Annotated in this window: 11 protein-coding genes, 3 pseudogenes and 1 other annotated feature; of the genes and pseudogenes, 13 read left to right on the top strand and 1 reads right to left on the bottom strand. The window is 43.3% G+C overall.

Annotated features, from left to right (window positions below; all coding sequences use genetic code 11):
• Nucleotides 1–34: 34 nt before the first annotated feature.
• The 7 genes and pseudogenes from hemC (at nt 35) to JCM19055_RS09375 (ending at nt 6,915) form a co-directional block, all read left to right on the top strand.
• A complete protein-coding gene (gene hemC / locus JCM19055_RS09350) occupies nt 35–970 on the top strand; it encodes a hydroxymethylbilane synthase (protein ID WP_042359541.1) in 936 nt (311 codons plus the stop codon).
• The gene (locus JCM19055_RS23430; RefSeq protein ID WP_052366145.1) at nt 967–1,527 is read left to right on the top strand and encodes a uroporphyrinogen-III synthase; all 561 of its coding nucleotides are present in this window, start codon (nt 967–969) and stop codon (nt 1,525–1,527) included. The genes hemC and JCM19055_RS23430 overlap by 4 nt, the downstream gene beginning before the upstream one ends.
• Nucleotides 1,528–1,542: 15 nt before the next feature.
• Complete coding sequence (locus tag JCM19055_RS27305; RefSeq protein WP_193745377.1) at nt 1,543–1,695, top strand: hypothetical protein; 153 nt, start codon at nt 1,543–1,545, stop codon at nt 1,693–1,695.
• 14 nt (nt 1,696–1,709) lie between these two features.
• Nucleotides 1,710–2,707, top strand: a pseudogene (gene hemB, locus JCM19055_RS09360) (porphobilinogen synthase).
• Nucleotides 2,707–3,998 (top strand): annotated as a pseudogene (gene hemL, locus JCM19055_RS09365) (glutamate-1-semialdehyde 2,1-aminomutase). The pseudogenes hemB and hemL overlap by 1 nt, the downstream one beginning before the upstream one ends.
• A 735-nt stretch (nt 3,999–4,733) precedes the next feature.
• Nucleotides 4,734–5,897, top strand: a complete 1,164-nt coding sequence (gene spoVID, locus JCM19055_RS09370; protein ID WP_042359542.1) for a stage VI sporulation protein D — start codon at nt 4,734–4,736, stop codon at nt 5,895–5,897.
• Entirely contained in the window at nt 5,890–6,915 is a 1,026-nt protein-coding gene (locus JCM19055_RS09375) for a hypothetical protein (protein ID WP_042359543.1), read from the top strand. Before spoVID ends, JCM19055_RS09375 begins: the two co-directional genes overlap by 8 nt.
• Before the next feature lie 36 nt (nt 6,916–6,951).
• Here JCM19055_RS09375 and JCM19055_RS25370 read toward each other — a convergent pair whose 3' ends face one another.
• Nucleotides 6,952–7,158, bottom strand: coding sequence for a hypothetical protein (locus JCM19055_RS25370; protein WP_081831820.1), 207 nt, complete (start codon nt 7,156–7,158; stop codon nt 6,952–6,954).
• A gap of 78 nt (nt 7,159–7,236) precedes the next feature.
• Nucleotides 7,237–7,458, top strand: a binding site (T-box leader).
• A 46-nt stretch (nt 7,459–7,504) separates the two neighbouring features.
• Between JCM19055_RS25370 and JCM19055_RS09380 the strand changes: the two are divergent.
• The 6 genes and pseudogenes from JCM19055_RS09380 to JCM19055_RS09405 all read left to right on the top strand — a co-directional run bounded on the left by JCM19055_RS09380 (nt 7,505) and on the right by JCM19055_RS09405 (nt 13,476).
• A pseudogene (locus JCM19055_RS09380) lies at nt 7,505–10,148 on the top strand (valine--tRNA ligase).
• A gap of 20 nt (nt 10,149–10,168) precedes the next feature.
• Nucleotides 10,169–10,843, top strand: a complete 675-nt coding sequence (locus JCM19055_RS09385; protein ID WP_052366146.1) for a folylpolyglutamate synthase/dihydrofolate synthase family protein — start codon at nt 10,169–10,171, stop codon at nt 10,841–10,843.
• A complete protein-coding gene (locus JCM19055_RS09390; RefSeq protein WP_081833580.1) occupies nt 10,773–11,468 on the top strand; it encodes a glutamate ligase domain-containing protein in 696 nt (231 codons plus the stop codon). The genes JCM19055_RS09385 and JCM19055_RS09390 overlap by 71 nt, the downstream gene beginning before the upstream one ends.
• 85 nt (nt 11,469–11,553) lie before the next feature.
• Nucleotides 11,554–12,276 carry an A24 family peptidase gene (locus tag JCM19055_RS09395; protein WP_042359545.1) on the top strand — a complete coding sequence of 241 codons (723 nt, stop codon included), beginning with the start codon at nt 11,554–11,556 and terminating at the stop codon, nt 12,274–12,276.
• A gap of 110 nt (nt 12,277–12,386) precedes the next feature.
• Nucleotides 12,387–12,824 (top strand): hypothetical protein, encoded by a 438-nt coding sequence (locus JCM19055_RS09400; protein ID WP_042359546.1) that lies wholly within the window; start codon nt 12,387–12,389, stop codon nt 12,822–12,824.
• Nucleotides 12,799–13,476 (top strand): SPOR domain-containing protein, encoded by a 678-nt coding sequence (locus tag JCM19055_RS09405; protein ID WP_042359547.1) that lies wholly within the window; start codon nt 12,799–12,801, stop codon nt 13,474–13,476. Before JCM19055_RS09400 ends, JCM19055_RS09405 begins: the two co-directional genes overlap by 26 nt.

Genomic DNA, 13,476 nt, shown 5'->3' on the forward strand with positions numbered 1-13,476 from the left:
CGGGCTATGGTCCGTACTTAGGAGGATTCAAACGATGAGAAAGATTGTAATCGGTACAAGAAAGAGTAATTTAGCAGTGAATCAAGCGGAGTGGGTACTAAGTAAGCTGGAATCGCTAGGTTTACCCTATGAGTTTGAACTTAAGAAAATCGTGACAAAAGGCGATCGCATCTTAGACGTAACACTTTCTAAAGTAGGCGGTAAAGCGTTGTTTGTGAAAGAGATTGAGCAAGCGTTACGTGACGGTGAAGTCGATTTAGCCGTGCATAGTATGAAAGATGTCCCTTCTGTATTGCCAGAAGATTTCACGCTAGCTGCCATTAGTGATCGTGAAGACCCTCGTGATGCACTCATCTCAACGAGTGGTAAAACGCTTAACGAACTTCCTGAGGGTTCAATTATTGGAACGAGTAGCTTGCGTCGTCAATCACAAATCCTCGCATTACGACCAGATTTACACGTAAAATGGATTCGTGGGAACATTGAAACGAGACTACGAAAATTAAAAGAAGAGAACTTCGACGCCATCATTTTAGCAGCTGCTGGATTATCACGGATGGGATGGAGCGAAGAGATCGTTACGGAATTTCTTGATCCAACCCTTAGCATACCAGCCGTAGGGCAAGGGGCTCTTGGTCTTGAGTGCCGGGTTGATGATGATGAAGTAAAAGAAGTTCTTCGTCATTTACACAACGAAGAAGTGGCAAAAACGGTATCAGCAGAGCGTTCATTCCTACGAAACGTTGAAGGAAGCTGTACGGTCCCAGTGGCAGCTCATGCAACCTTACTTGATAACGATCAAGTGTCACTAACGGCATTGATTGCTTCAACGGACGGCAAAACGTTACTAAAAGATGAAGTCACAGGTAGTGATCCAGATCAAATCGGTAAAATCGCTGCGGCTAACCTTTTTGAACGTGGTGGGAAAGAAATTCTAGCTCAAGTTAGAGCGGAGCAAGAAGATTCTTGAAGTCGACGGTGATCGTCACAAGGTCACAAGGAGACGTAGAACCTGATCCATTAATGCGTGTACTGCATCAGAAGGGAATTGACGCAGTACACATTCCCCTCGTTCAGCAACGAGCGATTCACGTCGATGTGACATCCATAGAATTGGAACGCTATGACTGGATTATTTTTACGAGTGCGAATGCCGTAAAGTATTTTCATGACCATTACAAAGCTACACATTTCCCGTCTTCAGTGAAGGTTGCAACAGTCGGTAAGAAGACGGCAGATGTAGCAAAGCACTATGACTATCCCGTTTTGATTAACCCTGAGCAAAGGTTCACTGCAGAAAGCTTGTACGAGGAGTTAGAGCCACGTGTTAAGAAGGGCGACCGGGTTCTAATTCCAAACAGCAAACAATCTCGCGATCTTCTAGAAACCAAGCTGACTGGATTAGGTGCACGTGTAGACGTACACGCGTTTTATGAAACCATACCAAGTACGAATTTAACTCGAGATCAGCTTAGTATGCTGAATAACCCAATCTACCCATGGTGTTTACGAGTCCGAGTGCGGTGAAGGCTTATCATAGCTTTGCAAGGGAAAAAAACGAACAGTAAGCGCCAAGCTTTTGTCATCGGACCGATTACAAAACGAGAAGCCAGGCATTGTGAGTTTAAACAACTCATTGCTCCGAGTGAATATACATTTCAACATTTAGCAGAAGCCATTGATCAATACTTATAACGAGGTGAAGCGCAATGTCTCAACAAGCATTTAACCGCCACCGAAGACTTCGTGGCAGTCACAGTATGCGTAACTTAGTACGAGAAACAAAGCTTTCGAAAGAAGACTTGATCTATCCACTTTTTGTCGTGGAAGGTCAGAATTATAAAAAAGAAGTACCTTCAATGCCAGGTGTGTTTCACTATTCATTAGACTTATTAGATGATGAGATTGACCAGATCGTCAGTCTTGGCATTGAGTCGATCATTTTGTTCGGTGTGCCAAAGCATAAAGACGACGTTGGTACACAAGCTTATGCAGAAGAAGGGATTGTGCAGCAAGCGATTCGCCAAGTGAAAGCCAATCACCCGCAACTCGTCGTTATTGCCGACACATGTTTATGTCAGTACACAGATCACGGTCATTGTGGTGTGATCCAAGACGGAACGATCGAGAACGATCAATCCCTTTCTCTTCTCGTTAAAACGGCGGTTTCTCAGGCGCGAGCAGGCGCAGATGTGATTGCTCCTTCGAACATGATGGACGCTTTGTTGCTTCAATTCGACACGGCTTAGATGAAGCTGGATTTAGCAACACGCCGATTATGTCTTACGCTGTAAAATATGCGTCAGCATTTTACGGTCCGTTCCGTGATGCAGCTCATAGTACACCTCAATTTGGTGATCGTAAAACGTATCAAATGGATCCTGCAAACCGAATGGAGGCGCTTCGTGAAGCCCGTTCAGACATTCAAGAAGGTGCAGACTTTTTAATTGTTAAACCAGCGCTCTCTTACCTAGATATTATGCGAGACGTTAAAAACGAAAGTTTACTTCCAGTGGTTGCCTACAACGTATCTGGTGAATATTCGATGATTAAAGCAGCCTCCGCAAATGGATGGGTTGACGAAAAAGAAACGGTTCAAGAGAAGTTAACGAGCATGAAGCGTGCAGGAGCAGATTTAATCATTACGTACTTTGCCAAAGATGTAGCAAACTGGATCAATGAAGATGCAGAAAGGGGACGTCACTAATGCGTACGTTTGACCAATCACAATCATTATTTCAACAAGCAAAGCCACTCATGCCAGGAGGTGTAAGTAGCCCTGTTCGTGCGTATAGCTCTGTAGGGATGGATCACGGTCTATACATGAAGAAAGGCTCAGGTGCTTACATTACAGACCAAGATGATAACACGTACATTGATTACGTATTGTCATGGGGACCGCTCATTTTAGGTCATGCAGATGAACAAGTCGTAGAACGTTTAAAAGAAACAACTGAACTTGGGACAAGCTTTGGTGCGTCCCACGAAATGGAAATCAAACTAGCGAACCTCGTCATTGACCGCGTGCCGTCTGTTGAATGGTACGTTTCGTAAACTCTGGTACAGAAGCAACGATGAGTGCATTGCGTCTTGCTAGAGGTTTTACTGGACGTAGTAAGATCGTCAAAATGGAAGGCAATTACCACGGTCACGGCGATTCATTGTTAATTAAAGCTGGTTCAGGTGTGGCTACACTCGGTTTACCAGATAGTCCTGGTGTTCCAGAAGGAACGGCATCAAACACATTAACGGTTCCTTATAATGATCTAGATAGCTTAAAGCTTGTTTTTGAAAAATACGGTGATGATATTGCAGCCGTTATTTTGGAGCCAGTTGCTGGGAATATGGGTGTTGTTCTTCCAGAAGACGGCTTTTTACAAGGTGTTCGTGACATAACAACTGAGTATAGTAGTCTGTTGATCTTTGATGAAGTTATGTCAGGTTTTCGTACCGGTTACAACTGTGCACAAGGAAAGTTCGGTGTGACACCTGACCTTACAACGCTCGGAAAAGTCATCGGTGGTGGCTTACCAGTAGGTGCCTTTGGTGGACGTAAAGATGTGATGGAGCAAATCGCACCGAGCGGTCCGATTTACCAAGCAGGAACATTATCAGGCAATCCGCTTGCAATGACTGCAGGGTATGAAACACTATCACAAGTAACAGAAGCTGATTATGAGACGTTTGAACGCCAAGGAAAGCGTCTTGAAGAAGGAATCTCAGAAGCAGCCAAAATGTATGACATCCCACATACATTCAACCGTGCAGGCTCGATGGTCGGCTTGTTCTTTACAAACGAACACGTAAGAGATTTCCCATCTGCTAAAACAGCAGACCTTGATCTGTTCGCCGCATACTTTAGAGAAATGATGCAAGAAGGAATTTCAATTGCACCTTCACAATTTGAAGGGATGTTCCTAAGTACGAAACACACAGATGAGATGATTGAAGAAACGATCGAAGCCGCAAAACGCGTCTTTGCGCGTATTAAAGGATAATAAACGTAACCCGCCATGAGTCTACTCAGATGGCGGGTTTTTTTGATGAATGAGGGGTGTAAACGGTGTGGTTGAATAAGAGTAGATCTATTGATGAAAATCACATTTGATTTATAGCAAGTGAGTTTAGAAAATGGTTGGTTCGTATGAAAGAAGCCATTGAAAAACTTCTGTTTTGCTTCTAAGAAAACAAAAGTAAATAAAAAAAACGGATGTGAGATTACTGAAAAGAATGAATTTCGCTTCCGTTTTATAAGGTTGCCGTGTGATTTTGTATGCGGCATCGCCCCCTTATAACGAATATCCCAGATTGGAACGGAAGGCGGTGACGCCTGCGGAAGAAGGGGCGAGTCGAGACCCCGCAAGGCGAAGCCTGAGGAGGCTCGAACGCTCCTCCGCGGCATAGAAAACACAGTGACTGTGTAACAGTCACTGATGTTGCACTTGTGCCAAGGGTGCAAGCGTCCGCCTGCAGTGGAATCATGGCACTAGTATAGATTATTAAAAAAGAAACGGACTCCTGATTTAATTCGACCTTTCGTTCGTTATTCTTGAATGGGATCGTATGAAGTGAGAGTCTTTTGCATAGACATTATTGTAGAGTAACTCGAATACTTTGCTGTTTGGATTCATACGTTGATAGCGTACGCAAAAAAATCTGCACGTAAGCATCGTGGATAGTCTTCTATGGTTGTAGGTTTTTCAAACAACTCTATGATAAAGGGGGAACGGTCTGTGACCCAAGAACAGCCTTCTGCGCTAACATTTAATCTAGAGGAATCAGTCTGGCTTGATCAAGGAGAGAGGATTCAGACGATTTTGGGTCTGGAACTGGAGCCAGAGCTTCTCATCGAGGAAGATGAGCATCAGGTGAGCATTAAAGGTGGTTTGCATTTATTTGGGCAATATGTTCCGTTTGAGCAAGAAGAAGTGTTTCAAGATTATGATGGTGGCGGAAAGCCTCATCGAATTGATAGCGTCCGAACGACAGAAAATGGCGAACGGGAGTTAAAACATTTCTTCCCGATTGAAGTGTCAATTCCACTTAATCGTATTCAAAGTGTGGATGAGATTTATGTTCAAGTGGATAGCTTTGATTATGATTTGCCTGAGCCTAGTTGTATCCAACTGGCGGCAGACGTGACGATTAGTGGCATGAAAGATTTGCAAGAAACGCATCAAGCGGAGAAAACGATTGCCGATCCACCTGAACCATTTCCAACCTTTAGTCACGAAGTTAAAATTCCGGATACCGAAACTGAAGCAACACGTGAAGCGGATGAAGAGGTAGAGGAAGAAGAGTATGAATTTGAAGAAGAGACTGAGGCCGAAGAAACGTATCGAGCTTATGAAGAGGAGTCGTATGATGATGACTCTGAATTAGAAACAGCGGCCGACGTTGATGAAGAGCTTGAAGATGATCATATCGTTTCTGAAGAGGAACATGAAGATACGTATGTTCATCAAGTCGAGCAAGAAGTAGACTCAGACACGTCGTTTCCAGTGCGCTTGCATCAACGAGAGGAAGAAACGGATGATGCAACTTATGCGTTAAGTGAAGCGTATGAAGAAGCATTGGAAGATGAAAATGTTCATCTGACAGACGATGAAGACAGAGATGAAGTTGAAGAAGAGCACGAAGCTCCCAAAGCTGAAAAGCCAGTAAAAGAAAAGAAGCGAGAAAACGCACTGTATTTGACAGAGATGTTAGACAAAGGTGATCGGGAAACGTTCACGAAAATGAAAATGTGCATCATTCAAGAAAATGAGTCGCTTGACACGATTGCTGAACGCTACGGGTTGTCAGTACAACAACTTCTCCGTTGGAATAACATGGATTTAAATCATGTAGAAGCAGGAGAAATCATATACATCCCGGTGCAAGTGAAACATGATTGAGCCGAATTGGTCTGAAGCGGTTCGTGCGATTGCCAATGATAAGAGTGATTGGTCTTGGGTGAGTGAACGTGTAATTAAAGTCGACCATCCTGAAGGACCGATGGCAATGAAACGTTGGCAACGCACCGTTTCAGAACGTGATACGTTTTTGCATCATTTACGGTACGGAGAACGTGCTGGTATTCAAGGAATTATCCCCCTCATGACGGGCACGAGAGGGGATTTTCCGATTTTTGAACATGAAGGTGCCGACTATTATCTTGAACCGTGGGTTGAGGAGCAAGTGCTAACATCTCCCCCGTCTAAAGAGTTGCGATTGCTCGCGATTTTAGCGGCAAATCACAAGCTCTCCGAAAATGAGCAAGCTATTGAAGAAGAAGCGATGACTGAATACGCACAAGAAGTCGATCTGCTTTGGAATCAACAGCGCTTAACGATGGAACAGATGGCAGATCAAATGGAACAAGTACGCTTTCTCTCCCCGTTTACGATGACTTTTCTCCATGCAGGTCCTTTTTTAGAGCGAATGTTTCAAGCGGGTAGAACTGGATTTCAGCAATGGGTACGTCACGTGAAAGACCAAGGCAGTTATCGCTTCGTATTCTGTCACGGTCAGCCTTCACTCGACCATGGTATTATTGCAGCAGATGGAAATGCGTGGTGGACAAATTGGGAAGAAAGCGGTCCGAATCATATGGCTTATGACTTGGCTTACTTTTACCAAGACATTGCAAGGAACCAACCATTTCATGCGTTAGACCAGCAAGCTATTTTCGGAACGTATGAAGCGTATGGTCCTGTTTGGCGAGAGGCAGATACGTCTTTGTTGAAAGCGTTAATGTTAACGCCAACCCCGGTCATTGAGTTTGTTGAGTTGTATCGAACGAATCCAAATCGCTATGCAGAACACCAGTGGACAGCGATGTTGGAAGTGAAGTTAAATACACTTCGCTATTTATCTGAGATGGTACGTTTTAAAGAAGACCAAGAAGCAGCCATGAGGCAAAGTTCAACCTAAGCCTCGTGGCTGCTTTTTTGTCGTGTATGAACGATGTTACTTTTGGAAATACCAGAACATACAGATCAAGATAATGAGAATGAATACATCGAAGAATGTAGGAAAAAACAACAAACGTAACAGTTGAAAGCAGATGATCGGTAATAAGATTTGTAAAGCGGCCGCTCGCCATTTGTATACCCAATGGGGACGCTTCTTTTTCCCATATGGATAGTGGGGCGGAGGATCGTAATAACGTGGCAAAATAAACACCCCTTTTCGTTCTTACGGTCAGTATTGACGGATGTTAGAGCAGTCGGTACAATAACAGAAGATATTCTATTACATGCAAAGATTGGGAGTAGTATGCAGGAATCCTCATCCAGAGAGAGAACCCTTGGCTGAAAGGTTCTTTGACTAGGAGACGTGCAGAAGTCGCCCATGAGCATTCTTCTCTGAACAAGAGTAGGAGAAGACGTTAACTTACGTTATAGTTCTTAATGAGTGTATGAGTGATTTATCGTTCATAAACAAAGGTGGTACCGCGAACACTTCGTCCTTTGCCTAAGGAGAAGTGTTTTTTTATTGAATTTAATAAGGAGGAAATACAATGGCGAACAATTTAGACACGAAATATGATCCGAAACAAACCGAATCGAAATGGTATCCGTATTGGATTAACAACGGCTACTTTGAAGCATCAAAAGAAGGAGAACATAAGGGTGAGCCTCACTCAATCGTGATTCCGCCGCCAAACGTAACGGGGCGGTTGCACCTTGGACATGCTTGGGACGTTACGCTTCAAGACATTATCGCTAGACAAAAGCGAATGGAAGGTCGCGACATGTTATGGTTGCCAGGCATGGACCATGCAGGGATCGCAACGCAAGCAAAAGTCGAAGCGAAATTAAAAGAAGAAGGGCGTTCTAGACGAGAATTAGGGCGTGAGAAGTTCCTAGATGTGTCTTGGCAATGGAAAGATGAGTATGCGGAGTTTATTCGTGAACAGTGGGCGACGCTCGGTCTGTCTCTTGATTACACGAAAGAGCGCTTCACACTTGATGATGGCTTGTCTGACGCGGTCAAAGAAGTATTTGTTCGTCTTTACGAAAAAGGCTTGATCTATCGCGGGAAATACATTATTAACTGGGACCCAGCTGCACAAACGGCTTTGTCTGACATTGAAGTAGAATACAAAGAAGTCGAAGGCGCGTTTTATCATATGCGTTACCCGTTAAAAGACGAAGACGGGCATATTGAAGTAGCCACTACACGTCCTGAGACGATGCTCGGTGATACAGCGGTTGCGGTTCACCCGAAAGATGAGCGTTATCAACATCTTATCGGAAAGACGGTCATTCTCCCGATTGTTGGACGTGAGATTCCAATTGTGGCTGATGAGTATGTTGATCGTGAATTTGGTTCAGGTGCTGTTAAGATTACACCAGCGCATGATCCGAATGACTTTGAAATCGGTAACCGTCATGAACTTCCACGAGTACTCGTCATGGATGAGGCAGGAAAGATGAACGAAAACGCTGGCGAATATCAAGGACTTGATCGCTTTGAGTGTCGTAAGAAAATCGTTGCTGATTTACAAGAATCTGGGGTGCTTTTTGACATTGAACGCACGTTCACTCAGTTGGACATTCTGAGCGTAGTGGTGCAGTTGTGGAGCCGTATTTATCGACGCAATGGTTTGTTGATATGAAACCACTTGCGAAAGAAGCCATTGCGCTTCAATCAAAAGAAGATAAAGTAACATTCGTTCCTGAACGTTTTGAGCGTACGTATTTGCAGTGGCTCGATAACATTCGTGACTGGTGTATCTCTCGTCAATTGTGGTGGGGGCACCAAATTCCTGCTTGGTATCACAATGAAACAGGAGAATTGTACGTAGGGAAGGAAGCGCCGAAAGACCTTGAAAACTGGACACAAGATGAAGACGTATTAGACACGTGTTCAGTTCAGCATTGTGGCCATTTTCAACAATGGGTTGGCCTAATGCAGAAGCAGATGACTTTAAGCGTTTTTACCCGACAAACGTTCTTGTTACAGGGTATGACATCATCTTCTTCTGGGTATCTCGAATGATTTTCCAAGGCATTGAATTTACAGGTGAGCGTCCATTTAAAGACGTGTTAATTCACGGACTTGTGCGTGATTCAGAAGGTCGTAAGATGAGTAAATCACTAGGCAATGGTGTCGATCCGATGGATGTTGTTGAGAAGTACGGTGCTGATGCGCTTCGCTTCACACTTGCAACGGGAACAACGCCTGGTAACGACTTGAAATTCCAATGGGACAAAGTTACAGCAAACTGGAACTTCGGAAATAAGATTTGGAATGCATCTCGTTTTGCCCTTATGAATATGGAAGGGTTCAAAAAAGAAGATATTGATTTGAGCACTGTTACAGCGGCTCATGATCGTTGGATTTTAGCGAAACTCCAAAAAACAATTTCGTCAGTTACGAGATTAATGGATCGCTATGAATTTGGTGAAGCTGGTAAACTTCTTTACAACTTTATTTGGGATGATGTGTGCGATTGGTATATTGAGATGGCGAAATTACCTCTTTACGGTGAAGATGAACAAGAGCAAAACACGACAAAGTCTGTTCTTGCACACGTTCTAGACCAAACGTTGCGCCTCTTACACCCATTTATGCCGTTCATTACAGAAGAGATTTGGCAACACTTACCGCATGAAGGCGAGTCAATTACGATCGCAGCGTGGCCACAAGTGGAAGAGAAGTGGCAAGATGAGCAGGCGTTTTCAGATATGGAAATGTACCAAGCTGTCATCCGTACCATCCGTAACACTCGTCAAGAAATGGATGTTGCACCGAGAAAGCCAATTCCACTTCACATGAAGCCTACGACAACAGAAGCGAGTGAGCAACTTCTTCGTGGGAAACATTATCTTGAGCATTTCTGTAGTCCGGAAACGCTTGTAATCGATGAACATTTAAGTGAACCAGACCAAGCTGTATCACACGTGTTAACAGGGGTTGAGATCTACATTCCTCTTGCAGGCTTGATTGATGTAGAAGCAGAACTTGATCGATTAAAAGGCGAAAAGAAGAAGTTAGACGGAGAAGTTAAACGCTTAGAAGGCAAGTTATCGAATGAGAAATTCGTAAGCAACGCTCCTGATTCGATTGTTGAAGCAGAAAAAGAGAAGCTCACTGACTATCAAATGAAACGTGAAAAAGTAGACGAGCGACTAGAAGAAATCGCGAAACTCAAGTAATTAAAGGAGTCAACGTGTTCATGAACAATTTTTCAGAGGCCATGGCATGGCTCTTGAGTCATCGCAATTACGGAATAAAACCAGGTCTTGAACGAATTGAAGCAGTGCTTGAACATCTCGGGCATCCCGAACGTGCCATCAATAGCATTCATATTGGAGGAACGAACGGGAAAGGTTCGACTGTTACGTATGTGCGCCAAATCATGCAACAAGCTGGATACAACGTGGGGACATTTACGTCCCCTTACGTTGTCCAATTTGAAGAGCGGATTAGCATAAACGGAACCCCAATTTCTGAAGAAGAGTTTAAAGTTGCTGCGACTTCAGTAAGAGAAGCACTTGAGCGAGTGAATCATCCTTACGGTCCGGCAACGGAATTTGAGATTTTGACGCTCATTGCGATGGTTCATTTTGCGAATGGTAAGGAGCTTGATCTTGTGATCTTTGAAGTTGGACTTGGGGGGCGACTTGATTCAACGAACGTCATTCATCCGCTCGTCTCAGCCATCACAAATGTCGGACAAGATCATATGCACATTTTAGGCAATACGATTGAGGATATTGCGTTTGAGAAGGCTGGCATTATTAAACAAAACGTTCCAATCGTAACGACCGTTGCCAACGATGAAGCACTTCGTGTTATTCGAAGAATTGCTCAAGAAAAAAAAGGCACCGATCACTATTGTTCACGATGAGTTGAATGTACACATTGTAAAGCTAGATGAAGAAGGATCAACATTTAGCGTCATCACGAAGCAGTCGACGTATTCGGATCTTACCATTCGTATGCGCGGGGCTCATCAAGTCGATAATGCACTTCTTGCAATTCGAATTGTAGAAGAGCTCTCATCATTCAAGTATCTCGTAAATGAAGATGAGGTTCGTAAAGGATTAGAACTTGCGTTTTGGCCAGGTCGCTTAGAATTAGTCCGTTCAAATCCTAGAGTATTGCTAGACGGTGCGCACAATCCAGAAGGGATTGAACGCTTGTCGTCGTATTTACAAACGATCGTTCAAGGTCGTAAGCTCCATTTGATCGTAGCTATGACCATAGAGAAAGACATTCAACAAATGCTGGAGCCACTAATTGCGTTACAGCCTGCATCGGTGACGTTTACGTCTTTTGATCATGTGAGGGCAATGGATCCCAAAGTGATCATTGAACAAGTGTCGTTTGATGCCTGTGCGGAAATGAATAACCATAAAGCTGTTCAAGAAATGTTACGAGAAGCAGATGATCAAGATGTGATCGTTGTTGTCGGTTCGTTGTTTTTAATTTCTGAAGTTCGAGCTTTTTTTCTGAAATTCGCCGTCGAATGAGAAGGGATTTTTTTTCTTCGACGGCGAATTTTTATTTATAAGTGGTGTATGCTTAGGTTGTTTACAGAAAGAAAGGTTAGAAGCTTTGGTCGTTGTCTTCGTTTTATTCGTAGTTGGATTAGTATTTGGTTCATTCTTTACAGTTGTTGCAACAAGGGTTCCAAACGACGAATCGATCATCACCCCAAGATCACATTGTCGCCATTGTTTACACACACTTCGGTGGAATGAGTTAATTCCGCTAGGTTCCTATGTATGGCAACGTGGGAAATGTACACAATGCAAAGCGATCATTTCAATCCGCTATCCCCTCATTGAATGCACGACCGCGATTTTGTTTGTCCTTGCGTTTGTTCTCCAACAATCACTTCCTCACTTTATGTTTCTCTTACTTCTCTTCTCACTTTGTATTCTTGTTACCGTAACAGATCTTTACAAAATGATGATACCTAATCAGATTTTATTCCTATTCTTCTGTTATTTTCTTTTACATCGAAGCTTCTTGGACCCATTTCCGTTTTTCGGAGATCCATTCATATTAGCCTTCTTCGTATTTGTTGGTTTGTGGGTAATCATGGTTCTTTCTAATGGAGGAATCGGTGGTGGGGATGTGAAGTTGTTTACGGTGCTTGCAATTGCGCTCGGTAGTACCCATTTTCTATTCATGTTCATGCTGGCAACGTTGTTCGGTTCGGTATACGGGTTGCTCGTCATTAAAAAGCGGAAAACACCCTTTCCTTTTGCACCTTGGATTGCACTAGCAACTTTATTTACAGTTTCAATTCAAGGGTTGTTTTTAGGTTATTAACGCTAATCATGTCGACAAAACAATCAAAGTGACTGACAGGAATCATCAACGTTTGATTTTCACCTATGATACGGTAAGCCTATTCTATTACCGACATGGGGGAATGTCACTTGGAACGAGAAAACAATCGCATGACATTCAAATTTCCACAAAATAATGACGATCAACGAACTTCAAAAGAGCAAGAACACAGTCAAGAAGAAACAAATGAAGTAGAAAAAGAACAACAAAAAGACGTGCAGGAACATCAAGAAGGCTATGAAGAAGCAACAGAAGCAGACAATGAAGGAACATTAGAAACAGACAGTAAAGAAGCAAATAAAACGGACGATCTAAACAAAGAAGCAGATGTAGTAGAAGATCAAAGTGCCTTGCACAACGAGACGATTAACGTTCAAGAGAAGAGAAAAGAATGGGAACAACTCGAAGGGAATCATTACGACACGGTGTCGATGAAAAAGGCACCAGGATTACCGTTTCATAAAAAAAAGGAAGTTCAATTTCCCGAAGAAAAGGAACAAAATGACGATTCCTTTTCAACATATTAAGATGACAGGGTTGATCGTATTAGCGCTCGCCATCGGTTCTCTGTTTGGGTTGCCGCTGTTGCAAGTTGTGACAACTTCTTCGCCAACAGATTCTGCAGAGCAATGGATGTTAAGTAACGAAGAAGAGTCAGCTCCTGTACAAGCAACGGAGCAATCAGTCAGTGATCAAGACGTTCAACTATCGGTTGATGTCGTACAAGCTGGTGCGTTTTCAACAGCTGAAGCGGGACAAAGTTCACAACAACAACTTGAAAGTGAAGGCTATTCAAGTGTGCTACATGCCCCAGCATCAAGTGAACATGTGTTTTTATATGTAGCGGTCGCGGCTTCTGGACAAGCGGCAGATGAATATTTACCAGCGTTTGAAGCTGACGGACTTGATGTTTTTGTAAAGTCGCTCGATCTTCAAAGCACAAATGCGGAAGAAGAACAACAACAAGCGGCAGAAGAAGTAAAGCAAATTATTGAACAAGCATTAACAAGTTCAGAGATTAATTCTTCAATGACAGAACAATCACAATCCGTACTCCAATCCAGTGAAGAAGGCACCGCGCTTTACGAATCGTTATCAGGCGCACTTGAGAATGCGGAGCAAGAAGATGCTTGGATGCAAACGGTCGTGAATTTCGATGGATGGCTTTCAAGTCTTTAA

Source organism: Geomicrobium sp. JCM 19055, assembly GCF_000698185.1.
GTDB lineage: Bacteria > Bacillota > Bacilli > Bacillales > Marinococcaceae > Geomicrobium_A > Geomicrobium_A sediminis.

Coding starts and splice junctions, on each gene's coding strand:
- JCM19055_RS09375 (WP_042359543.1), top strand. CDS start 5,890: ATGATTGAGCCGAATTGGTCTGAAGCGGTTCGTGCGATTGCCAATGAT.
- JCM19055_RS09405 (WP_042359547.1), top strand. CDS start 12,799: ATGACGATTCCTTTTCAACATATTAAGATGACAGGGTTGATCGTATTA.
- hemC (WP_042359541.1), top strand. CDS start 35: ATGAGAAAGATTGTAATCGGTACAAGAAAGAGTAATTTAGCAGTGAAT.
- JCM19055_RS09390 (WP_081833580.1), top strand. CDS start 10,773: ATGAAGCACTTCGTGTTATTCGAAGAATTGCTCAAGAAAAAAAAGGCA.
- JCM19055_RS09385 (WP_052366146.1), top strand. CDS start 10,169: ATGAACAATTTTTCAGAGGCCATGGCATGGCTCTTGAGTCATCGCAAT.